The sequence below is a fragment of the Streptomyces sp. NPDC025638 genome (assembly GCF_055558775.1).
The window spans coordinates 141,486-164,477 of the sequence record NZ_JBVHLX010000012.1; the positions used below are offsets into that span (position 1 = coordinate 141,486).

15 protein-coding genes and 1 riboswitch are annotated in these 22,992 nt (G+C 72.5%); of the genes, 5 read left to right on the top strand and 10 right to left on the bottom strand.

Translation table 11 applies throughout. The features are described 5' to 3' along the window. Positions 1–8: 8 nt before the first annotated feature. Entirely contained in the window at positions 9–1,727 is a 1,719-nt protein-coding gene (locus tag ACZ4EG_RS29095; protein ID WP_467792684.1) for a cell division protein PerM, read from the bottom strand. 96 nt (positions 1,728–1,823) lie between these two features. Between ACZ4EG_RS29095 and ACZ4EG_RS29100 the strand changes: the two genes are divergently transcribed. Then, positions 1,824–2,885 (top strand): helix-turn-helix domain-containing protein, encoded by a 1,062-nt coding sequence (locus tag ACZ4EG_RS29100; RefSeq protein WP_467792685.1) that lies wholly within the window; start codon positions 1,824–1,826, stop codon positions 2,883–2,885. 76 nt (positions 2,886–2,961) lie between these two features. Here the strand turns inward: ACZ4EG_RS29100 and sucD are convergent, their stop codons facing one another. The 7 genes from sucD to ACZ4EG_RS29135 all read right to left on the bottom strand — a co-directional run bounded on the left by sucD (position 2,962) and on the right by ACZ4EG_RS29135 (position 13,208). Beyond that, on the bottom strand, positions 2,962–3,846 hold the full coding sequence (sucD, locus tag ACZ4EG_RS29105) for a succinate--CoA ligase subunit alpha (RefSeq protein WP_363293756.1): 885 nt from the start codon (positions 3,844–3,846) through the stop codon (positions 2,962–2,964). 28 nt (positions 3,847–3,874) lie between these two features. Next, positions 3,875–5,053, bottom strand: coding sequence for an ADP-forming succinate--CoA ligase subunit beta (gene sucC / locus ACZ4EG_RS29110; protein ID WP_390710126.1), 1,179 nt, complete (start codon positions 5,051–5,053; stop codon positions 3,875–3,877). A 447-nt stretch (positions 5,054–5,500) separates the two neighbouring features. Then, positions 5,501–7,243 carry a hypothetical protein gene (locus ACZ4EG_RS29115; RefSeq protein ID WP_467792686.1) on the bottom strand — a complete coding sequence of 581 codons (1,743 nt, stop codon included), beginning with the start codon at positions 7,241–7,243 and terminating at the stop codon, positions 5,501–5,503. Positions 7,244–7,418: 175 nt separating this feature from the next. Further along, entirely contained in the window at positions 7,419–8,363 is a 945-nt protein-coding gene (locus ACZ4EG_RS29120; protein ID WP_467792687.1) for a hypothetical protein, read from the bottom strand. 140 nt (positions 8,364–8,503) lie between these two features. Then, positions 8,504–9,667 carry a VWA domain-containing protein gene (locus ACZ4EG_RS29125; protein WP_467792688.1) on the bottom strand — a complete coding sequence of 388 codons (1,164 nt, stop codon included), beginning with the start codon at positions 9,665–9,667 and terminating at the stop codon, positions 8,504–8,506. Beyond that, a complete protein-coding gene (locus tag ACZ4EG_RS29130) occupies positions 9,664–12,054 on the bottom strand; it encodes a DUF5682 family protein (protein ID WP_467792689.1) in 2,391 nt (796 codons plus the stop codon). The genes ACZ4EG_RS29125 and ACZ4EG_RS29130 overlap by 4 nt, the downstream gene beginning before the upstream one ends. Further along, positions 12,051–13,208 carry an ATP-binding protein gene (locus ACZ4EG_RS29135; protein ID WP_467792690.1) on the bottom strand — a complete coding sequence of 386 codons (1,158 nt, stop codon included), beginning with the start codon at positions 13,206–13,208 and terminating at the stop codon, positions 12,051–12,053. Before ACZ4EG_RS29135 ends, ACZ4EG_RS29130 begins: the two co-directional genes overlap by 4 nt. A 132-nt stretch (positions 13,209–13,340) precedes the next feature. Here ACZ4EG_RS29135 and ACZ4EG_RS29140 point away from each other — a divergent pair, with 132 nt between their 5' ends. Then, positions 13,341–14,696: an SWIM zinc finger family protein gene (locus ACZ4EG_RS29140; RefSeq protein WP_467792691.1), complete on the top strand. Its 1,356-nt coding sequence runs from the start codon at positions 13,341–13,343 to the stop codon at positions 14,694–14,696. Positions 14,697–14,739: 43 nt separating this feature from the next. Next, entirely contained in the window at positions 14,740–16,443 is a 1,704-nt protein-coding gene (locus tag ACZ4EG_RS29145) for a DUF5691 domain-containing protein (protein WP_467792692.1), read from the top strand. A gap of 44 nt (positions 16,444–16,487) precedes the next feature. Here ACZ4EG_RS29145 and ACZ4EG_RS29150 read toward each other — a convergent pair whose 3' ends face one another. Beyond that, complete coding sequence (locus ACZ4EG_RS29150; RefSeq protein WP_467792693.1) at positions 16,488–16,904, bottom strand: cobalamin B12-binding domain-containing protein; 417 nt, start codon at positions 16,902–16,904, stop codon at positions 16,488–16,490. Positions 16,905–17,308: 404 nt separating this feature from the next. On the opposite strand from ACZ4EG_RS29150, the gene ACZ4EG_RS29155 reads away from it, so the two are divergent. Together ACZ4EG_RS29155 and ACZ4EG_RS29160 are read left to right on the top strand one after the other, a co-directional pair. Further along, the gene (locus ACZ4EG_RS29155) at positions 17,309–18,175 is read left to right on the top strand and encodes an esterase/lipase family protein (RefSeq protein WP_467792694.1); all 867 of its coding nucleotides are present in this window, start codon (positions 17,309–17,311) and stop codon (positions 18,173–18,175) included. 270 nt (positions 18,176–18,445) lie between these two features. Then, a complete protein-coding gene (locus tag ACZ4EG_RS29160; RefSeq protein ID WP_467792695.1) occupies positions 18,446–19,975 on the top strand; it encodes a M23 family metallopeptidase in 1,530 nt (509 codons plus the stop codon). Between the two features lie 72 nt (positions 19,976–20,047). Here ACZ4EG_RS29160 and pcrA read toward each other — a convergent pair whose 3' ends face one another. Continuing rightward, positions 20,048–22,555 (bottom strand): DNA helicase PcrA, encoded by a 2,508-nt coding sequence (gene pcrA / locus ACZ4EG_RS29165; RefSeq protein WP_467792696.1) that lies wholly within the window; start codon positions 22,553–22,555, stop codon positions 20,048–20,050. A gap of 262 nt (positions 22,556–22,817) precedes the next feature. Continuing rightward, positions 22,818–22,989: riboswitch (cyclic di-AMP (ydaO/yuaA leader) on the top strand. The last annotated feature ends 3 nt before the right edge of the window (positions 22,990–22,992 follow it).

Consider the following 22,992-nt stretch of genomic DNA (forward strand, 5'->3'; position numbering starts at 1 on the left):
CGGGCCCCTCACGCGCTCTCCGCGTCCGGGGCGTCCGGCTGGGCCGAGGCCTCCTTGAGGGCCGCCCAGCGCGCCGCGCGTGCCGCGTCGTCGTGCCAGGAGAGGCCCGGCGGGTCGCCGACCGGCAGGAAGCCGTACGCGGCTTCCGTGTCGTCGACGGGCAGAAAGTCGTACGCGTCCTCCCCGTCGTACGCGCCTTCCGCGTCGTACGCCTCCCGCGTGCCGGGCGCCTCCCGCGTGCCGGGCGCCTCCGTGCCGAGCGCGTCCCTCGTGTCGTGCGCCTCTTCGGTGTGCGGCTCGCGCGCGGGAGGCGACGCGGGCTGCGCCGGCAGCCTCCCGGCCGAGACGACCGGTACCGCCCCGGGCTCCCGGGACCGGAGGCCGCGCAGCCGCCAGGCCCGCAGACCCAGCGCCACCGGAACGGCGACGACCGTGATCCAGGCCGCCGTGGCGAACCCCGCCTGCCACCACACCGGACCGAACCGGGCGAGCGCGGCGACCCCGAGCGGCCCGCCCGAGAGCTCGGCGAGCGTCGCGAACGCGAGCGCACACACCCCGGCCGCCAGCACCGCCGCCCCGGCGGTCCGCGCCACCGACCAGCCCGGCACCCGGCGCCACGCCCTCCCCGCGCCGTCCCCCGGCTCTCCCCGCCGCACGGCCACCCGCACCGTGAACCACGCCACCGTCACCCCCGCCACCACCGGCACCACCCCGGCCGCCCAGTTCAGCGGCGTGCCGGCACCCGCCACCGGCACCGCCGCCAGCAACGGGAACGGCGGCAGCAGCGGCGCGGGATTCGAGGCGAGCGGATACACCAGGTGCCCGGTCCCGAGCGCGAAGCCGGGGCCGAGGGCATAGGCCGCCGACCACACCGCCGCGTTGGGGGCCAGGGCCGCACACAGCAGCAGGACGGCGAACTGTCCCGACCAGCCCTCCGTCAGCTGGCCGAAGGACGCGCGCGCCGGCCCGCCGTGCCCCACCAACGACACCAGGAGCAGCAGCGCCCCGCCCCCGAAGAGCACCACCGTCCCGGCACCGGCGGCGCGCACGGCCGCGACCAGACCCGCCCGGCCGACCGGTCCCAGGAGCCGCCGGCGCAGCACCCCCGGCAGCAGCACCAGCGCGCTCAGCAGCGGCTCGCGCGGACGGCCGTACGCCGTCCACACCCCCGCGCCCGCCGCCCCCGCCGCGACGAGCGGCAGACACACCGCCACCCACCCCCACTGGGGCCGCAGCGCACCGCCGGAGGCGTACAGCGCGGCGCAGACTCCGACGGCGAGATAGCCGAGGACGACGCCCGCCCACGCGGTCCGCGCGTCGATCGGCGGTGGCCCCTCGGGTTCGATGGGCGCGTCCACCGCGTCCCGTGCCGCCCGGTACACCAGCAGCACCGGCAGCACCAGGAGAAGCAGCGGGGTGACGCCCATGGGCGCGGGGGGGCCGGAGAGCGTCTCGACGCGCACCAGCTCGACTCCGTGCGCGAGGAGCCACAGCGCGCCGGCGATGTGCAGGGCGCTGCCCGGCCCGCTGTCGGGGTAGGGCGAGCTGATCCACAGCACCATCACGGGCACGGCGAACGAACCGAGCCCGAGCCCGGCCGCGAGCGCACCTTCGAGAACGCTCGCGCCCAGTCCCGGGGACCGGTCCCGCAACCGGGTGAGCAGGGGTGCCAACGACAGTCGGCGAGCGGTCATCTGGCGAGCGGTCATCTGGGGCACGACCGCCATGCTCCCAACGACACGCGCTTTCCCGTCGTAACAGGCGAACGCCCGAAGTGTCGCTCAATATATGTTTATGTACTTTTTCGTACGAAGGGGCGACCTGTGACACAGAGCCCCGAGAGCCCGCTGCCACCGCCCAAGGAACGCCGACGCCTGCGCGAGTCCCGGTCGCTGACGCAGGTTCAGGTCGCCGAGCGGATCGGCGTCAGCCGCGCGACCGTACGCGCGTGGGAGACCGGCCGTACCCCCCCGAAGGCAGAGAGACGGGAGGCCTACGCCCAACTGCTGGCGTCGCTCGCGACGGACGCGGCGGACGCCGTGGAGGACACCGCACCCCAGCCCGTGATCCCCGCCCCGGCGGCCCCCTCCCTGACGCCCGCACAGGCATTCGACGCCCTGTACGAGTTCTGCGCCCCCGCCCTCGTACGCCAGACGTACCTGCTCACCGGGCGGCGCGAGCTGGCCCGGGAGTCCGTGGAGCGTGCCTTCCAACTCGCCTGGCAGCAATGGCCGCAGGTGGCCCAGGACCGCGATCCGGCGGGCTGGGTGCGGGCGACGGCGTACGAGTACGCCCTCTCCCCCTGGCACTCCTTCCGCCCGCGCTACCGGCACCCCGAACCACCGCCCGCCGACGCCGGCGACCGCACCCTGCTGCACGCGCTCCTGAAGCTCCCGCCGTCGTACCGCCGCACGCTCCTGCTCTACGACGGCGTGGGCCTCAACCTGCCGGAGACCGCGGCGGAGACGGAGGCGAGCACTCCGGCGGCGGCGAACCGGCTCACCCACGCGCGGGCCGCGCTGGCCGAGCAACTGCCCGAGCTGTCGGACCCCGTCGCGCTCCACCGGCGGCTGGCCGAACTCGCCTCCACGGAACGGCTGCGGGCGCCACAGCCGACGACGGTACGGACCGTCGGCGAACAAAGGACCCGGTTCTGGACCCGGGCCGCCATCGCCTTCACCGTCGCCATCATCGGCGCGACCTCGCTCACGCTGCGCACCGCGCCGACCCAGTACGAGGCACCGCTCGCCCCGGCACAGGCGGTTCGCGGGGTGCCGCCGAAGGCCGCGCTGGGTCCGCTGTCCGGCGCCGAGCTGAAGCTGCAGGCGAAGCTGCGGTCGGCGGCGGCCCGCGGACCGGAGAGGGTGCTGCCACTGCCCCGGTGAGCCCGTGCGCACCCGGCATGCGGAAGGGCCCGCACCCCCGTGAGGGTGCGGGCCCTTCCGGCTGTGATCCGCGGTGTCAGCCGTTCAGGATCTCGCGGGCGAGCTTCGCCGTCTCGGTCGGCGTCTTGCCGACCTTGACGCCGGCGGCCTCAAGGGCCTCCTTCTTCGCCTGGGCGGTGCCGGACGAACCGGAGACGATGGCGCCGGCGTGGCCCATGGTCTTGCCCTCGGGGGCGGTGAAGCCCGCGACGTAGCCGACGACCGGCTTGGTCACGTTCTCCTTGATGAAGGCCGCGGCCCGCTCCTCGGCGTCGCCGCCGATCTCGCCGATCATGACGATCAGGTCGGTGTCGGGGTCGTCCTGGAAGGCGGCCAGGGCGTCGATGTGCGTGGTGCCGATGATCGGGTCGCCACCGATGCCGACGGCCGTCGAGAAGCCGATGTCACGCAGCTCGTACATCATCTGGTACGTCAGCGTGCCGGACTTCGAGACCAGGCCGATGCGGCCCGGCTTGGTGATGTCGCCCGGGATGATGCCGACGTTCGACTGGCCCGGGGTGATGATGCCGGGGCAGTTCGGGCCGATGATGCGGGTCTTGTTGCCCTTCTTGCCGGCGTACGCCCAGGAGGCGGCCGTGTCGTGCACGGCGATGCCCTCGGTGATCACGACGGCCAGCGGGATCTCGGCGTCGATGGCCTCGACGACCGCGTCCTTGGTGAACTTCTCCGGCACGAAGATGACGGAGACGTTGGCGCCGGTCTTCTCGATGGCCTCGGCGACCGTGCCGAACACGGGTACCTCGGTGCCGTCGAAGTCAACGGTCTGCCCCGCCTTGCGCGGGTTCACGCCGCCCACGACGTGGGTGCCGTCGCCCAGCATGAGCTTGGTGTGCTTCATGCCCGTGGCGCCGGTCATGCCCTGGACGATGACCTTGCTGTCCTTGTTGAGCCAGATAGCCATGGTGTGTTGGTGTCCTCGTCCTGAGTGCTTACTTGGCGGCGTGGGCCAGCTCGGCGGCCTTGTCCGCCGCGCCGTCCATGGTGTCGACGCGCTGCACCAGCGGGTGGTTGGCGTCCGTGAGGATCTGCCGGCCCAGCTCGGCGTTGTTGCCGTCGAGGCGGACGACGAGCGGCTTGGTGACCTCTTCGCCGCGGTCCTCGAGGAGCTTCAGGGCCTGCACGATGCCGTTGGCGACCTCGTCACAGGCGGTGATGCCGCCGAAGACGTTGACGAAGACCGACTTGACGTCCGGGTCGCCGAGGATGATCTCCAGGCCGTTCGCCATGACCTGGGCGGAGGCACCACCGCCGATGTCCAGGAAGTTGGCGGGCTTGACGTTGCCGTGGTTCTCACCGGCGTACGCGACGACGTCCAGGGTGCTCATGACGAGACCCGCGCCGTTGCCGATGATGCCGACCTCGCCGTCGAGCTTGACGTAGTTGAGGTTCTTCTCCTTGGCGGCGGCCTCCAGCGGGTTGGCCGCGGCCTTGTCGTGGAGCTCGTCCCAGTCGTGGCGGAACTCGGCGTTGTCGTCGAGCGACACCTTGCCGTCCAGGGCGATGACCTCACCGGAGGCGACCTTCGCGAGCGGGTTGACCTCGACGAGGAGGGCGTCCGACTTGATGAAGGTGTCCCACAGCGTGACGAGGACGTTCGCGACCTTGTCGGCGACCTCGGCCGGGAACTTGGCGGCCGCGACGATCTCGCGGGCCTTGGCCTCGTCCACACCGTCGATCGGGTCGATCGGGGTCTTGGCGACGGCCTCCGGGCGGGTGGCCGCCACCTCCTCGATCTCCATGCCGCCCTCGACGGAGGCGATGGAGAGGAAGGTGCGGTTGGCACGGTCGAGGAGGAAGGAGACGTAGTACTCCTCGAGGATCTCCGGCGCGGTCTCGGCGATCATGACCTTGTGGACCGTGTGGCCCTTGATGTCCATGCCGAGGATGTCCGTCGCGCGGGCGACGGCCTCGTCCGCGGAGGCGGCCAGCTTGACTCCGCCGGCCTTGCCACGACCACCGACCTTCACCTGCGCCTTGACGACCGACTTGCCGCCCAGCCGCTCGGTGATCGCGCGCGCCGCCTCAGGCGTGTCGATGACTTCACCGGCCAGCACCGGTACATCGTGCTTGGCGAAGAGGTCCCTCGCCTGGTACTCGAACAGGTCCACGCGCTTCCGTCCCTATCAGTGATCTCGCGGTTCGTTGGATGCGTGGGCGTGCCGCGAAGGGCAACGTGACGTCCACATGTGTCACTAGGGGGGCGCACACGGTGTCCGAGCGCGCGGCATGTCCGTCTCGCAGGTTATCTCTGCTTGCGGGAGGCCTCTAAATCGCGGGTCACACGTGAGCGGTGATACCTGTCACATGATGCCGGGATCGCTGGCACGGCGTGCCGAAACGGCGAGGCCTCACCGGGCTGGGGTTGACCCGGTGAGGCCTCTGGAGCGGCCCGGAAGGGCCCGGGGCGGCTGATCCCCACCCCAATGGGGACCAGCCGACCCCATCCGTGAGGTGTCGGTCGGACGCGCCGACGGCATTCGGCCGTCCGATACCTCCCTCCCCACGGAGCCGGTCGGGACGGGGCGCCTCGGCTGCCCCGCGTCAGCTGCCCTGGGTCAGATGCCCTGGGTGCGCCCGTCGTGCACGTTGTGCAGGGTGTGCAAGGTGTTCATGTACCCCGTGTGCCCGACCTGAGACGGGGCCACGGAATCGGCGACACCCGCCGTGCCGTGCACGGCGTGCCCGGCGAGCGGGCCGGCGGCGTGGACGGTTCCGCCTGCCAGATCCTGCGCGAAGGGCGCGGCCTGCTGGGCGACACCCTGGGCGAACGGGTCGACCTCACCGGCCACGCCGTGCGCGAACGGGGCGACGTCGCCCGTCACGCCGTACGCCAGCGTCGTGGTGCTGCCCGCGACCGGCTGCACCGTCCGGGTGACGGTGTCGACGACGGGCCGTACGGCACCGGTCACCCCGTGCGCGAACGGCGGGACCTCCTCCGCCACGCCCTGCGCGAAGGGGCCCACCTGCCCGGTCACGCCGTGCGCGAGCGGCGATACGGCGCCGACGACGCCGTCCGCGAAGGGGTGGACGTCGCCCACGACGCCGTACGCGAGCAGCTGGGCGTCCGCCACCGCCTGCCCGGCGACCGGCACGACCCCGTGCACCGCGGTGCCGGCGACCGGCGGCAGCACGGCCTGCGTGCCGTCCTGGGCGACCTGGCCGACCACACCGGTGGCGTACGGCGGCACGTCGGCGACGACCCCGCCGACGACCGGCCGCACATCGGCCACGGCACCCGCGGCGACACCCTGCACACCCGTGCCGGCGCCCCCGGCGACGGGCGTCACCCCGTGCACGGCAGCGGTGACCACCGGCGTCGCGCCGTTCACCGCGCCCGTGGCCACGCCCCGCACGCCCGTGACCGCGCCCCCGGCGACCGGCTGGACGCCCTGGACGGCGTACCCGGCGACCGGGACGGCTCCGTGCACGGCGCCGGCGGCGACCGGCGGGACGGCCTCGGCGGCCGCCTCGTACGCGACCGGGGTGACCGTGCCGGGAACGGCCGTCACGGTGCCGGTGAGGTGCGCGGGCACGGAGGACACGGAGGCCCGGGCGGCGGACGTGGTGTCGGCGGCCCGGCCCTGGACGCCGGCGAGCGCGCCCTGGCCCGTGCGGCCCGCGGTGGCGACCGTCCGCGCGGCCTTCGTCCGTACGGCTGCGTCGACGCCCTGGGCCTGGCTGCGGGCGGCCGCCTGGGTGGCCTGGAGCTTGGTCTGGGCGGCGGCCAGGGCCTCCTCCACCTCGGGGGCGAAGGAGGACAGCGGGCCGAACAGGTAGTCGATCTCGTCCTGCGGGGAGGACGCGTCGGAGACCGTGGCGGTCGCCTCCGCCCTCGCCTCGACGGCCACGTGGTGGGTCGCGGCACGGGCCGCCCTGGCGCCGTTGATGGCCTGGGCTCCCCTGACCTTGGCGGCGGCCGGGACCTTGGCGTCCACGTAGCGGCGGGCCTGGTCGGCGGTGGCGGTGGACGTGCCGGTGGCGGCGTGGGCGGCGGTGGCGGCCGTCTGCCCGGCCCCGGCCGCCTTGCTCCGGGTGTCGGACACGGTGGACTTCGCGTTCGCGGTGGTGTTCTGGGTGGTCTTCTGGGCCGTCGAGGTCACGCCGCCGGTGACACCGGTGACCGTGTCCTGCACGTCCGACACGACACCGTCGACCGTGCCGGTGAGCCCGGAGGTCGTGTCGGAAACGGACAGGGACGAGGCGGGCAGCTCGTCGGCGCTGGCCACGGTCGAGCCGAGCGCCCATGCGCCGGTGACTCCGGCGGCTATGACGATGGAACGGCGGATGTTCTTGTTCATGCGTGCGTCAGATCCTTAAGGGATTTCCGGACGTCGGAGCCGCAGGGGCTGCGAGGACGTCGGAAGTGCGACTGGGACTTGGGCCGTCCGGAGTTCGGAGGGGTGTCCGGATGGTCGGGCAGACCTGTTCCGCCCCCGCGCGACAGGTCCACGGCGGGCAGGTGGCCGTGGTGTCCTAGCCGGGGAAGACGGGAATGTCCCGGTGCCTGTCCCGGGTCCCGGCCGCGTCGACGCGCGCGGCGGCACCGGGCGCGAGCCGCACGGGCGCCCGGTCGTTCAGGGTGACGGCGTATGCGTCACCGTGCCTCGGAGAGGCGTTGTCGACCGCCGACTTGCCCGGTGCGCCGCCCTGGTCGCCGGTCGGCGCGGGGCTGCTCGGGGCGGTGGCGGGGGCCGCGGCGCGATGACCGTCGGCGAGCGCCGCGGAACGCGGTGCGGGGGTGGCGGCGGTGAGGTCCGGTCCGTACGCGCCGTTCCTCACGGGCTTCGGCGTACCGGCCGTTGCGCCCCGGACGTCCTCACCGGACGCGGCAGCCGGTCGAGCCGCGCCGTGCTGCGTCGTCCCGGGTGCCGAGGTGACCGGCGCCGGCAGCAACCGGCCGGGCAGCTCGGACATTCCGGGGAGTTCGGGAAGCCCGGGCAGCCAGGGAGTCGCGGGCAGGGCAGGCAGTTTGCCGCGCACCGTGTCCAGTTGCTGCGTCACGGCGCCCACCAGATCCCCGACCGGCCGCGTGGCACGACGGGTCACGGACGCGACGACGTCCTGGTCCACCGTGGGCACGGCGGCCGCCGCGCGGCGACCGGTGTGCTCGACCGGGGCGGTGACCGAGGCGGCAACTTCCGCTACGACACTCTTCGTCGGTGCCTTCCGCGGAGTGGCCCGCGCTGTGTCCGTCACGTCCGTCACGGCCGACGACACGGACGCGACCGACGTGGCGGAGGCGGCCGAGGTGGCCGAGGTGCCCGACGGCGTCCCCTCCGCGGCGTGCGCCCGCTCCCCGCAGAGGAGTCCGAGCGCGAACAGACCGGCCATCAGCAGCCCCAGTTGCAGGGCACGTCGTCCCGCCGCCGCGCGCAACACGCGCACGCCGGTGACGGGCTGGACTGCTGCTGAGGTCAAGAGGGGACGGGTCCTCCCGTGCGGCGGAACACGTGACGAGTTGGCACATCGCGGGCGAGTCCGATCCTCGCACGGCACGCCCGAGGTTGCGCAAGCCCCCCGTTACCGATGGGTATTCATGTCCCTTTTCCCGCCCGGCGTCACACGGTGTCCGGTATCGGAAGGGGGCGCTTCTCGATCGCCGCCGCCATCACGTCGGGGAACAGATCGGGCGTACAGGCGAAGGCCGGTGCCCCGAGGGCGGCGAGCGCGGCCGCATGCTCCCGGTCGTAGGCGGGCGCCCCTTCGTCCGACAGCGCGAGCAGCGTGACGAACTGCACCCCCGACGCCTTCATCGCCGCGACCCGCTTCAGCATCTCGTTCCGTATCCCTCCCTCGTACAGATCGCTGATGAGCACCACCACCGTCTCGGCGGGCCGGGTGATCTGCGACTGGCAGTACGCCAGCGCCCGGTTGATGTCCGTGCCGCCGCCGAGCTGGGTGCCGAAGAGGACGTCGACGGGGTCGTCGAGCTGGTCGGTGAGGTCGACCACGGCCGTGTCGAAGACCACGAGCCGGGTGCTGATCGACCGCATGGAGGCGAGCACCGCCCCGAACACGGACGCGTAGACGACGGACGCCGCCATCGACCCCGACTGGTCGATGCAGAGGATGACCTCCTTCTTCACGGACTGGGCCGCGCGTCCGTATCCGATCAGCCGCTCCGGCACGACCGTGCGGTACTCGGGCAGGTAGTGCTTGAGGTTGGCCGCGATCGTGCGGTTCCAGTCGATGTCGTGGTGGCGCGGCCGGCTGACCCGGGCGCTGCGGTCGAGGGCGCCGGTGAGCGTGGCCCGGGTGCGGGTGACGAGCCGCTTCTCCAGGTCCTCGACTACCTTGCGCACGACCGCCCGTGCCGTCTCCTTTGTGGTCTCCGGCATCGCCTTGTTGAGCGACAGCAGCGTGCCGACCAGGTGCACATCGGCCTCCACCGCCTCCAGCATCTCCGGTTCGAGGAGCAGAGAGGCAAGGCCGAGCCGGTCGATGGCGTCCCGCTGCATCACCTGGACGACCGAGGAGGGGAAGTAGGTCCGGATGTCCCCGAGCCAGCGCGCCACCGACGGCGCCGACGCCCCGAGCCCGGCCGAACGGTCCCGCCCCGTCTGCGGTTTGTCCCCCTTGCCGTAGAGCGCGGCGAGCGCTCCGTCCATCGCGGCGTCCTGCCCCGACAGCGCGCAGCCGGTTCCGTCGGCCGTGTCGCCCCCGAGCACCAGCCGCCAGCGCCGCAGCCGCTCCTGGGCCGGTTCCACCAGTTCGACCGTCATGTCCCCACTCCCGCAAGGTAGTTGTCGTCCGTGTTCGCTGCGTCGTCGTCCAGCCCGAGCAGCAGCCGTACCAGTGGCAGAACGGCGTCCGCGCGCACGGTGTCCAGTTCCGCGGCGAAGCCGGGCAGGCCACCCGCCTGGCCCAACGTGCTCCCCCGCTCCCCCGGCCCGCGCCGCACCAGCTCGCCGAGCGTTCTGCGCACTCCCGGCTCGTAGGCCGAGAAGGTCCGCCGCAGCAGCGGCAGTACGTCGGTGAACGCCTCCGCCGGTACCCCGGTCAGCCAGGCGTCCACCAGCCCGAGCAGCCGCTCGTCGTGGACGAGCAGCATCCCGCCCCCACCGCCTCCGACGAACCCCTCGATCCACGCGGCGGCGTCCGGCGGCGGTGTCCCCGGCGACAGCACGAGCCCCATCAGCCGGGCCGCCTCGCCCTGCCTCAACTCCCCTTCGTCCAGAAGCAGCCGCACGGCACGCCCCCGGATGACACCGGGCACGGTGTCCCGCCCGGACAGGACACCGAGCACGGAGCGCCAGCGGGTACGGAGGTGGCCGTGTCCCGTCGCCGAGGCCTCTCCCAGCAGGCCCACCGCCCCGTGCACCTCGTCCACATGACGCCGCATCTCCTCGGCCGCGTCGACGTCCAGGCCGGCGCAGGCCGGGGGCAGGCCGACGAAGATCCGCTCGGCGAGGCCGGCGGCGACCTCGGCGAGAGCCCGCGTGTCGGTGCCGCGCACATCGCCGTAGCGCAGGGAGCGGACCAGGGCGGGGAGCGCCTGGGCTAGGTGGCCGACGTCGGCGTCGAGGGCCGCGCGGTCGGCGAGCACCCGCATCACCACGGGGAGCGCGTCCGGCAGTTCGGCGAGCAGACAGCGTTCGGCGAGCGCGGTGACCTCGGCGAGTGCCTGCGCGGCCACGGCGTCCGCCTCGGCCTTGGCGGTCGCGGCACCGAGCACCGTCGTGCCCCAGACCCCGGCTTCGGCGACCCGCACCGACAGCTCCGGCTCCCAGCGCAGCCGCCAGGTCTCCCGGAACGTGCCCGTGCTGCCCCGCGACTCCCTGGGCTCGCCCCAGCCGACGCCCAGCAGCCGCAGCCGGTGCAGCAGCCTGCTGCGTCCGGCGTCGGTCTCCTTGCGCAGGTCGAGCTCCAACTCCCGCTCCAGCGCCTCCGGTTTGAGCCGCAGCCGACGCTGCAACCGGGCCAGGTCCCGCTGCAACGGCACCGCGGGCGCCGCGTCGGGCACCTCGCCCAGCAGGTCCCCCACCACCAGCCGGTCGTGCACCAGCGCCAGCGGTACGTCGGAGCCGTCGCACATCACCGCACGCACGGCATCGGTCGTCTCGCTCAGCCCTGCCAGCGGACGGCCCCGCATCGCGGCGAGCGTCTCCGCCAGCCGCACCGCCTCGATGACATGCGCCGAGGACACGATCCGGTCCTCCTCGCGCAGCAGCCCGGCCACCTTGGTCAGCCACCGCTCCACCGGCCGGTCCGGCGCGCCGAACAGATGCCCGTACCAGCCCGGCGAGTCGATGCCGGCCCCGTACCCGCTGGACCGGGACAGCCTGCGGTGCGTCCACGGCACCCAGGTCATGTCCACCTTGGCCTTGGGCAGCCCTTTCAGCAGGGCCCGGTCGGCGGCGACGGAGGCCTTCTGCCGCAGTGCGGGCACGTGCCAGGCCCCGCACACCACGGCCACGGCGTCCTCGAACTCGCGCTGTGCAGCCCGCAGTTGGAGCCGCATATGGGCCTCGCGCACAAGGTCCCGTGCGTGCCCACCGGCGCCGTACGTCTCCCGCAGCGCCCCCATGGCCTCCTCGAGTGCGGCGAACGGCGCGAGCGCCGCGCCCAGATGCTCACCCCTGTGTTCGACCACGTCTTCCCACCAGCGCTCGGGGTCGTCGTAGCCTCCGGTCTCGGCGAGCACGGCGATCGGGTCGACGCGCACGTCGGCCCCGGACGCGGGCTCGTCGGTGGCATCAACATCGGCATCGGCCCCGTCCCCGTCCCCGTCCCCGGGAGACTCCCCCTCCTCACTCCCCCACGCGAGCGTGTGCGCGGCCGGCAGGTCGATGAAGCGGGCCGGGACCCCGTGTTCCAGGGCCCAGCGGATCGCCACCCACTCGGGGGAGAACTCGGCCAGCGGCCAGAAGGCCGACCGTCCGGGCTCCTCCACGGCGTGCGCGAGGAGCGCGACCGGAGGGCGCATGTCCTCGTCGGCGGCCAGCGGGATCAGCGCGTCGGCCTCGGGCGGCCCTTCGAGGAGCACCGCCCTCGGGCGGGCCGCGTCCAGCGCGGCCCGCACGGCCCGCGCCGACCCGGGCCCGTGGTGCCGCACCCCGAGCAGCAGCGGCCCGGAGTCGAACGCCCGCCCCCACTCGGACTCGCTCACGCGCTCACCTCCCGGCAGGCCCGGTAGAAGTCCTTCCAGCCGTCCCGCTCACGCACGACCGTCTCCAGGTACTCCTGCCACACGACGCGGTCGGCCGCCGGATCGCGGACGACGGCGCCGAGGATGCCCGCGGCGACATCGGCCGGCCGCAGTGTGCCGTCGCCGAAGTGGGCGGCCAGCGCGAGGCCGTTGGCGACGACGGAGATCGCCTCGGCCGGGGACAGCGTGCCGCTGGGCGACTTCAGCTTCGTACGGCCGTCGGTGGTGACGCCGTCGCGCAGCTCACGGAAGACGGTCACCACCCGGCGGATCTCGTCCATGCCGTCGGGCACGGCCGGCAGATCGAGGGAGCGGCCGATCTGGTCGACGCGGCGCGAGACGATGTCGACCTCGGCGTCGGCGCTCTCCGGCAACGGCAGTACCACCGTGTTGAAGCGGCGGCGCAGGGCGCTGGACAGGTCGTTGACGCCGCGGTCGCGGTCGTTGGCCGTGGCGATCAGGTTGAAGCCTCGGACCGCCTGCACCTCCTGGCCCAGCTCCGGGATCGGCAGGGTCTTCTCGGACAGGATCGTGATCAGCGTGTCCTGGACGTCGGCCGGGATGCGGGTCAGCTCCTCCACGCGGGCCGTCATGCCCTCGGCCATGGCCCGCATGACCGGGCTGGGCACGAGCGCGTCCCGGCTGGGGCCGTGGGCGAGCAGCTGCGCGTAGTTCCAGCCGTAGCGGATCGCCTCCTCCGGGGTGCCGGCCGTGCCCTGCACCAGGAGGGTCGAGTCGCCGCTGACGGCGGCGGCCAGGTGTTCCGACACCCAGGTCTTGGCGGTGCCGGGCACGCCGAGCAGGAGCAGTGCGCGGTCGGTGGCGAGTGTGGTGACCGCGACCTCGACGATGCGGCGCGGGCCCACGTACTTCGGTGTGATCACCGTGCCGTCCGGCAGTGTGCCGCCGAGCAGATACGTCGCCACCGCCCACGGCGACAGCTTCCAGCGCGCCGGGCGCGGGCGGTCGTCCTGGGCCGCCAGCGCGGCGAGTTCGGCGGCGAACGCGTCCTCGGCGTGCGGCCGCAGCGCCTCGGCCGGTTCCTTCACGAGTGCTTCGGCCGCATCGGCTGCTTCGACTGCCTGTACGGACGTTGCTTCCACGGACACAGTCATGGCTGAGGCCCCCTCCAGCTCGGCCGGTTCGGTCTGTCACCAACCGTGCACCACGCCACTGACAATCCGTTCCGACCTGCGAAAACACGGCGGCAGCGTCGATTGTCAGTGGCGGGATCTACCTTCGATGGCATGACTCAGCAGGGGGTGCGCTGGACCGCGGACCAGGTGCTGGCACTGGCGCCTGACGTCGCGTCACGCAAAGCGGGAAGCAAACTCGGCGCGGCCGGGCCGTGGTCCGAGGCGGGGAGTTCCGACGAGGGGACGGTGTGGGGGCTGTGCAAGGGCAGCGGCAGCAAGCCGTATCAGACGGTCGTCGACATCGCGGAGGCGGCGGGTCCGGCATACAAGTGCTCGTGTCCCAGCCGTAAGTTCCCGTGCAAGCACGCGATCGGACTGCTGCTGCTGTGGGCGGGCGAGGACGGTGCGGTGCCGACGGCGAAGGCGCCGGACTGGGCCGAGCAGTGGATCGCGGGCCGGAAGAAACGCGCACAGGAGAAGAGGGAGTCGGGCGGCGGGGGTTCCGGGCCCGGGTCCGCCGATCCCGAGGCGGCGCGGCGCCGGGCCGAGCGCCGGGCGGAGCGGGTCACGGCGGGGGCGACCGAGCTGGAGCAGCGCCTGGCGGATCTGCTGCGCGGCGGCCTGGCCTCGGCGGAGCAGGCGGGGCACTCCCTGTGGGAGGAGACCGCGGCCCGCATGGTCGACGCGCAGGCGCCGGGACTGGCGGCCCGGGTGCGCGAGTTGGGGGCGATCCCGGGGTCGGGGCCGGGCTGGCCGGTGCGGTTGCTGGAGGAGTGTGCGCTGCTGCATCTGCTCGACCAGGGCTGGCTGCGCCGCGAGCGGCTCCCGGACGGCCTCGCGGCGACGGTGCGTTCCCGGGTCGGCCTGCCCGCCTCGGCGGACGGCCCGCCGGTGCGCGACCGCTGGCTGGTCCTCGCCCAGTACGACACGACGGACACGAAACTGACGACGCGCCGGATCTGGCTGTACGGCGCCGAGTCGGACCGCATCCGTCTGCTCCTCTCCTACGGCGCGGCCGGCCGGGCTCCGGAGCTGGCACTGCCGGTCGGGCTGGCCCTGGAGGCCGAGGTGTCCTCCTATCCCGGCGCGGGACAGCTGCGGGCGGCGCTGGGCGAGCAGTTCGCCCCGCCCGCGCCGGCCGCGATACGACCCCCGGGGATGACGACGGCCCGGGCGGCCGCCCGGTACGGGGAGGCGCTGCGGGACGACCCGTGGCTGGACGCGGTCCCGGTGACGCTGGACCGCGTCCTACCGATCCCGGACGGCGACTCCTGGCAACTGGCCGACGCCGACGGGGACTCGGCGCTGCCGCTCAGCCCGGCCGCCCGTTCCCGCCCCGGCCTGTGGCGGCTCGTCGCCCTCTCCGGCGGCGCACCGGTCAAGGTGTTCGGCGAGTGCGGCCACCGCGGCTTCACCCCGCTCACGGCATGGCCACAGGGAGCGGGAGAGGCGGTGCCGCTGTGCTGAGGGGGCCCGGCACCGCAGGACGACCGATGGAGAGGGGCGTTGTATGAAGGGGAACCCGGCTTCCCTAGGGACGACGGGTGCGGCGGGCATCGCGAACGGCGCGGGTGCCGCGGGCACCCCGAGCGCCCCGAGCACCTGGGAGGAGCTCGTCACCGCGGCACTGCTCGGCACGGACCGGCGCGCGCCCGTCGGCGGTGCGCCGGGGCGGGAGGCTCCGGTCGCGCTGCTGGACGCGGCGGCCGTGGAGACCGTGCGGCGGCGGGCGGGGCTGCGTCCGGCGCGAGCCGCCCGGCGTCCGGAGCCGGCCGCCGAGGACCCGCGCCCTCCGCTGCCCGCCGCGGCGGCCCGCAGGCTCGTGATGCTGCTGGCCGACCGTCCCGGCACGGGCGGCGGCAGGCGGGGCACCTCGCCGGATCTGATGGAGCTGCTGCCCCAGTGGCTCGCGGCGGCGAACGCGCGAGGGTTCGCCGCACCCCCGCAGTCCCTGCCCGCACTGCTGGACGCGGCCCGGGGGCGTACGGACCTGCGGCCGGCGGCGCTGGCGTTCGCGGGACCGCGTGCGCTGTGGCTGGCCCGGCTGAACCCGGACTGGCGCTTCGCCCTGCGCGCGGCCCCGGGCAGTGGGACGTCTCTGCCGGACCCCGACGACGACTCCGCCGCCGACGAGGTGCAACGGCTGTGGCAGGAAGGGCTGTTCGCCGAGCGGGTCGCCCTCCTCGCCGCTATACGGGCACGCAGGCCCGCGGCCGCGCGCGAACTGCTGGCCGCGACCTGGGCGACGGAACGGGCGGAGGACCGCCTGATGTTCCTCGACTCGCTGCGCACGGGGCTGTCCGCCGACGACGAGCCGTTCCTGGAGCAGGCGTTGGGCGATCGCAGCCGCAATGTGCGGGCGACGGCCGCGGAGTTGCTGTCCGCGCTGCCGGACTCGGCACTGGCCGCACGGATGGCGGTGCGGGCCGGAGCCTGCGTGGCCGTCGACCACACGCGCGACATTCCGACGATCGCGGTCGAGGCGCCGCTTGAGTGCGATACGAGGATGGAGAGAGACGGTGTCGTGGCCAAACCTCCTTCGGGTAGAGGGGAGCGATCGTGGTGGTTGGGCCAGTTGGTGGAGGCGGCGCCGCTCGGAACATGGCCGGGACGGCTCGGCGGTCGTACGCCGCGGGAGATCGTGGCACTGCCGGTTGCGGACGGCTGGCAGGGCGAGCTGCATGCGGCGTGGTGCCGGGCCGCGGCTCGGCAGCGGGACCCGGAGTGGGCCCGGGCTCTGCTCGGTGCGCCCTCGGCGCCCGAGGCCGGGGGCCCGGGAGCGGTCTCCCTGGCGGAGCGGGCGAAGCTGCTGGGCACGCTGGACACCCGGGAGCGCGCCGAATGGGTGGCCGGCTTCATCGCGACGCACGGTTTGTCCGAGGCGTTCCAGCTGCTCGGGGTGTGCGCCGTGCCCTGGGCCCCGCCGCTCGGACGGGCGGTGGTGGATGCGCTCGACATCGCCCGGGAAGCGGGGAGTTACCCGTGGAGCTTCAGTGGGGTGATGGGGCTGGCCGAGCGGTGCCTGAATCCCGCGGCGGCGTCGCGGCTGGACGGGCTGCTGGCGGTGCCGGACGAGAAGGAGGACGCGTCGCCCGGCGCCGGGGGCTACTGGGCGGAGGCGTTCCAGCGGCTCGTGACCACCTTGCGGCTGCGCGCCGCGATGGCCGACGAGTTGGGGGTGACGCCGGAGCCGGGTGCACCGCGGGTGCGCTGAACCGCACCCGCGCGGTGACCCTCGTCGACCCGGCGCCGCAGGGACTACGCGCCGGCGGGCTGGCGGACGTTCTGCCGCACCCAGTCCACGATCGAGGCCGTGGTGGCCCCGGGCGTGAAGATCTCGGCGACGCCCTTCGCCTTGAGCGGCGGGATGTCCGCCTCGGGAATGATGCCGCCGCCGAAGACCAGGATGTCCTCGGCGTCCCGCTCCTTGAGGAGGTCGATGACCGCCGCGAAGAGGGTGTTGTGGGCACCGGAGAGGATGGACAGACCGATCGCGTCGGCGTCCTCCTGGATCGCCGTGTCAACGATCTGCTCCGGGGTCTGGTGGAGTCCGGTGTAGATGACCTCCATACCGGCGTCGCGCAGCGCACGCGCGATGACCTTGGCCCCGCGATCGTGGCCGTCGAGCCCCGGTTTGGCCACCACCACGCGGATCGGACCGGCTGCCACACCCATCACTGCCTCCATGAAGCGACTACATCCATCCGTACCGACAAGTACCGCACATTCCGCGCGTTCCGCCACCCGTCGCGAAGTGAACGAACGTTATCTCCAGCATCCCTCAACCGGCAGTTTCACGGTGGTGACAGAGGGGGAAATCACACGGTGGGACACGTTCGGGAGCCGCAGCGTGGTCCGCGCGGGCACGAAGGGCACACAGGGCAGGTAAGGCACGACACCGGGGAGCCTCGTCGCCACGCCGGCAGGACGCCTCGTCAGGTCATCGGCGCCGCATGCGCCGCACGCCTCATCCAACCCGCGCGTGCCACTCAGGCACCGGCGGCCGCCCCCACTGCGGCTGCCCATGAGGGCACACGGGGGATCGGGCCGTCCTCCTGCGTGCCGACAGGAGGTCGGCCATGAAGGTCACCAAGGCACTGGAGCCCCTGGTTCCGCTCTGCCAGCGGCTCCTGCCGGGCAGACTCACGGGGCTCTCCATGGCCCTTCTCAAGGCGACCGCCCTGGAGCTCGCGATCCTGGCCGGGCACATCGTCCTCTATCCCACCGGTATCACCCAGGAGCGTCGCTCCCCCACACAGGCGACGCCCCTGCCGGGCGGCACCGCGCAGCTGCCGGCCGCACCGGACCCTCCGGTCGTCCTGCTGCACGGCTTCATCGACAACCGTTCGGTCTTCGTCCTGCTGCGCCGCAACCTCGCCCAGCACGGCAGACAGCGCGTCGAGTCGCTCAACTACTCACCGCTGACCCGGGACATCCGCACCGCAGCCGAGCTGCTCGCCCGGCACATCGAGGAGATCTGCGAGCGCACGGGGAGCCCGCAGGTGGACATCGTGGGGCACAGCCTGGGCGGACTGATCGCGCGCTACTACGTACAGCGGCTCGCCGGTGACCTCCGGGTCCGCACGCTGGTGACGCTCGGCACCCCGCACTCCGGCACCCGGGTGCTCCCGCTGGCGAACGCGCACCCGATCGTGCGCCAGCTGCGCCCCGGTTCGGAGGTATTGGAGGAGCTGGCCGGGCCGGCGCCCGGTTGCCGTACGCGCTTCTTCTGCTTCTGGAGCGACCTCGACGCCCTGATGGACGAGCCGGAGACCGCCTGTATCGACCATCCCGACCTTATGACACAGAACATACAAGTGGTGGGAATCGGGCATCTCGCCCTTCCCGTCCACCCGGCCGTCGCGGCCGGGATACGGCAGGCACTCGACTCCGAACACCCGGAAGTGGAGGTCGCCAGGCCGGCCGGCGGGCTGACCGTGGCGTGAGAACAGGGCCGTAACAGGGTCATACCGGGGCGAGTCCGGGCGGCGCAACAGCCGCCCGGACTCGCCGACTTAGCGGGACCGGCAGACAACCAGACGTCGAACAATCTTCGAACACAAAGCCAAACCCGCGTCCATCGTCCCCCGAAACACGGCCGAATGCCCGTTTCCTTCGGGCGCGAAACCTTCCGAAGATTGTCGCGCCCGCATACCGCCGGGTACAGTCGCCGCACTGCTCTGGCAGCCCCTGTTGTCGAGGCGAAAGAGAAGTTGGTGAACGACCGTCACCCGTCGGGGATCATCACCCCCCCGGCTCCGGCTTCCGATGCCGCCTCGGCGCCCTACGCGTCGTACGGCGGGCAGGAGGCCCAGTACGGAGACTTCACCTCGTACGCCGGATACGGCACGGACGGCTATGCCACCGGTGCCCACACCGCCACCTCGGCCTTCGAGACCGACCCGCTCTTCGGGAATCTCCCGGGCGGGGATCACACCACGGGCGCGTACGACACCACGCAGTGGCAGACCAGCGGGCACCACACGCTGAACTACGACCCGTACGCGGCCCAGCACCACGCCGCCTACGACAGCGGCGCCTACGACAGCACCGCCTGGACGATCCCCCACCAGGCCACGGGGAACGACATCAGCGGCCAGTGGGACGCGAACGCCTGGCTCCAGCCCGAGCAGCACACCGGCGCCACCCCGACCCAGCAGTGGGAATGGGGCACGCAGGCCTACGAGACCGGTACGTACGACGCCACGCAGTGGAACTCCGACGGCGGCGTCACAGCCACCGAGCCCGAGCGGCAGGCCGAACCCTTCGACCAGCAGGCGACCACCACCTTCGACCAGGTCTCGTACGAGAATCCCGCCCACGAGGAACTCGGTTACGAGAATTACGAGGACTACGCGGATTACGAGGACGACGCCTTCGAGGGGGCCGTCCCGGACGAGGACGAGTCGACGGCCACGGGCGAATTGCCCGCAGTAACGCCACTGCTGGACGATCAGGAAGAGTTCACCCCGCTCCCGTCCACCCGTGCGGGGTCACGCGGCGGTGCGCGTTCCCGCCGTCGTACGCCCAAGCGCTCCGCGCTGCTGACCGTGGCTGTGCCTTCGGCCTGTGTGATGGGGGTGGCCGGGATCGCCGCCGCCTCCGTGGGCAATCTGAACCTGATCGGCGGCGGCAAGGACACCAGCGCTTCCGCAGCGGAGACGAAGTCGGTGAAACCGTCCGCCGCCAACAACCAGCTGGACACCCAACTGGAGAGCCTCTCCGCCGGCGCCGACGACTTCGCCGACCGGGCGAGCCGCACCCAGGAGCGCATCGACCTCAAGGCACAGCAGGTGGCCCAGCAGAAGAAGGCGGCGGCCGAGGCGGCCCGCAAGGAGCGGCTGCGCCCGAAGTACGCGCTTCCGGTCATGCAGAAAGGGCTCAGCGCCTACTTCGGCCAGGCGGGCGTGAACTGGATGTCCGTGCACACGGGCATCGACTTCCCCGTCTCGTACGGCACGACGGTGATGGCCGCGACCGACGGCACGGCCCGCACCCAGTGGAACAGCGCCTACGGCAACATGATGATCGTGACGGCCAAGGACGGCACGGAGACCTGGTACTGCCACCTCTCCAGCTACCGGGTCGCCTCCGGTACGAGCGTCAAGGCCGGGCAGCCGATCGCATACTCGGGCAACTCCGGCAACTCGACCGGCCCGCATCTGCACTTCGAGGTCCGGCCGGCGGGCGGTTCGGCCATAGACCCGCTGCCGTGGCTTCGCAGCCATGGCCTGGACCCGACGTAGGTCCCCCGCCTTCTCCACGAGTGACCCAGCCCCCGCCGGCCCTTCCGATCGGCGGGGGCTCGTCGCGAGCGCCTACAGCTTCTCCACCGGCGCGTACCGCAGTACCAGCCGCTTCGGCTTCGCGTCACCGAAGTCGATCGTCGCTTGGGCGTTGTCCCCCTCGCCCGTCACCGCGAGGACCGTGCCAAGGCCGAACTGGTCGTGGGTGACCCGGTCCCCGACGGCCAGGGACACCACCGGCTTCGACGAGACCCGCTTCGTGGCGAACCCGGACGCGCCCGACGCCGACGAGCGGGAGCGGGACGAGGACAGCGAGGCCGCCACACCGGAAGCCGGTCCGGAGGAGACCGGCGCCGCCGCTCCCGTCCGCTTCCACTGCACATGGGCGGGCGGGATCTCCTCCAGGAAGCGGGAGGGCGGGTTGTACGACGGCTGTCCCCAGGCGCTGCGCAGCGACGACCGCGTGAGATACAGCCGCTCCCGCGCGCGGGTGATGCCGACGTACGCCAGGCGCCGCTCCTCCTCCAGCTCCTTGTTCTGGCCGAGGGCCCGCATGTGCGGGAAGACGCCGTCCTCCATGCCGGTGAGGAAGACGACCGGGAACTCCAGGCCCTTGGCGGTGTGCAGGGTCATCAGGGTGATGACGCCCGAGCCCTCCTCGTCCTCGTCGGGGATCTGGTCCGAGTCGGCGACCAGGGCGACCTGCTCCAGGAAGTCGGCCAGCGTGCCTCCCGGGGCGGCAGCCCCTGATGTCGCTGCGCCCTCCTCGCGCTCCTGCTCGAACTCCAGGGCCACGGCGGCGAGTTCCTGAAGGTTCTCGATGCGGGTTTCGTCCTGCGGGTCGGTGGAGGCCTGCAACTCGGCGAGATAGCCGGTGCGTTCGAGGATCGCCTCAAGGACCGTGGCCGGTCCCGCGCCGGACTCGACGATCGTACGGAGGTCCTCCATCAGCACGTTGAACCGCTTGACGGCGTTCGTCGAGCGCGCCGCCATGCCGTACGCCTCGTCGACCCGGCGCAGCGCCTGCGGGAAGCTGATCTTCTCGCGCTGGGCGAGGGCGTCGATCATCGCCTCGGCACGCTCGCCGATACCGCGCTTGGGGACGTTGAGGATCCGGCGCAGCGGCACGGAGTCCTCCGGGTTGGCCAGGACACGCAGGTAGGCCAGGACGTCCCTGACCTCCTTGCGCTCGTAGAAGCGGACGCCGCCGACGACCTTGTAGGGCAGGCCGACGCGGATGAAGACCTCTTCGAAGACACGGGACTGGGCGTTGGTGCGGTAGAAGACGGCGACGTCGCCCGCCTTCGCCTCGCCCGCGTCCGTGAGACGGTCTATCTCGTCGGCGACGAACTGCGCCTCGTCGTGCTCGGTGTCGGCGACATAGCCGGTGATCCGCGCGCCCGCGCCCGCATTGGTCCACAGGTTCTTGGGACGGCGGGACTCGTTGCGCTCGATGACCGCGTTGGCGGCGGAGAGGATCGTCTGGGTGGAGCGGTAGTTCTGCTCCAGGAGGATCGTCGTCGCGTTCGGGTAGTCCTCCTCGAACTGGAGGATGTTGCGGATCGTCGCGCCGCGGAAGGCGTAGATGGACTGGTCGGCGTCACCCACGACGCACAGCTCGGCGGGCTGGAGGTCGTACTCGCTCGGCGGTACGTCCACCGGGTGCCCGGCGGTGCCGACGAGCTCGCGCACGAGGGCGTACTGGGCGTGGTTGGTGTCCTGGTACTCGTCGACGAGGACGTGGCGGAAGCGGCGGCGGTAGTGCTCGGCAACGTCCGGGAAGGCGCGCAGCAGGTTGACCGTCGTCATGATCAGGTCGTCGAAGTCGAGGGCGTTCGCCTCGCGCAGCCGCGACTGGTACATGGCGTAGGCCTGGGCGAGGGTCTTCTCGAAGCCGTCAGTGGCTTGGGCGGCGAAGTCCTCCTCGTCGATCAGCTCGTTCTTCAGGTTCGAGATCTTGGCGCTGAAGGACTTCGGCGGGAAACGCTTGGGATCGAGCTCCAGGTCGCGGCAGACCAGGGCCATCAGGCGCTTGCTGTCAGCGGCGTCGTAGATCGAGAACGACGAGGTGAAGCCGAGCTTCTTGCTCTCGCGGCGCAGGATGCGCACACACGCGCTGTGGAAGGTCATCACCCACATCGCGTTCGCGCGCGGGCCGACGAGGTGCTCGACGCGCTCCTTCATCTCGCCCGCGGCCTTGTTGGTGAAGGTGATCGCGAGGATCTGCCCCGGGTGCACGTTCCGCTCGGCCAGCAGGTGGGCGATGCGGTGCGTGAGCACACGGGTCTTGCCGGAGCCGGCGCCGGCCACGATGAGCAGGGGGGAACCGGCGTGTACGACGGCCGCGCGCTGGTTCTCGTTCAGCCCCTCCAGTAGCGCCGCTGCGTCGATCACCGGGCGCGGGGCGCCGTCGCGGTAGTAGTCGTCCCGGTCCGGCGGCACGTCGAACTTCCCGCCGAACAGATCGTCCGGAACCGACTCCGGAGCGTGATCGTCCTCGGGTGGCGGCGGGGGCTCCTCCTCGCGCCCGTGAGGGGTCTGGAGGTCCGCCAGGAAGCTGTCGTCAAAGAGGCTGCTCATCGCTCTCCGAGTCTAGGGCGCCCCACCGACAAACGACCGCCGCCCCGGAAACAGGACCGGCCCCGCGCGCGGGGGATCTTCCCGATGCATGAGCCGGACAACTGTCTCACGCTCCGGAAGCATGCTGTCACACGGGCGGAATTCTGCATCAGGTCACAAAAATGTATCGGGCATATCGCCCATCAACCTTCACACGGGCCACACCAGTTGGCTACCGTCTCGGGCGGGCCGTACGACCCCCACCGGCGAACGTCGCCGGGCCGCGCGGCCTCCGCCGAGTCCGGTGTGCCCGCCACGGCAGCCGGAGCCGGGGACCCAACCGACCTTGGGGTGAATCGGCCCAACCTCCACCCGGAGAAAGGCCGTAGGGCAACCCTTCCGAACCACCCGCCCGAACCCGACAGCTAACTCGGTAGGCGGAACATGGAAGGAGTCGC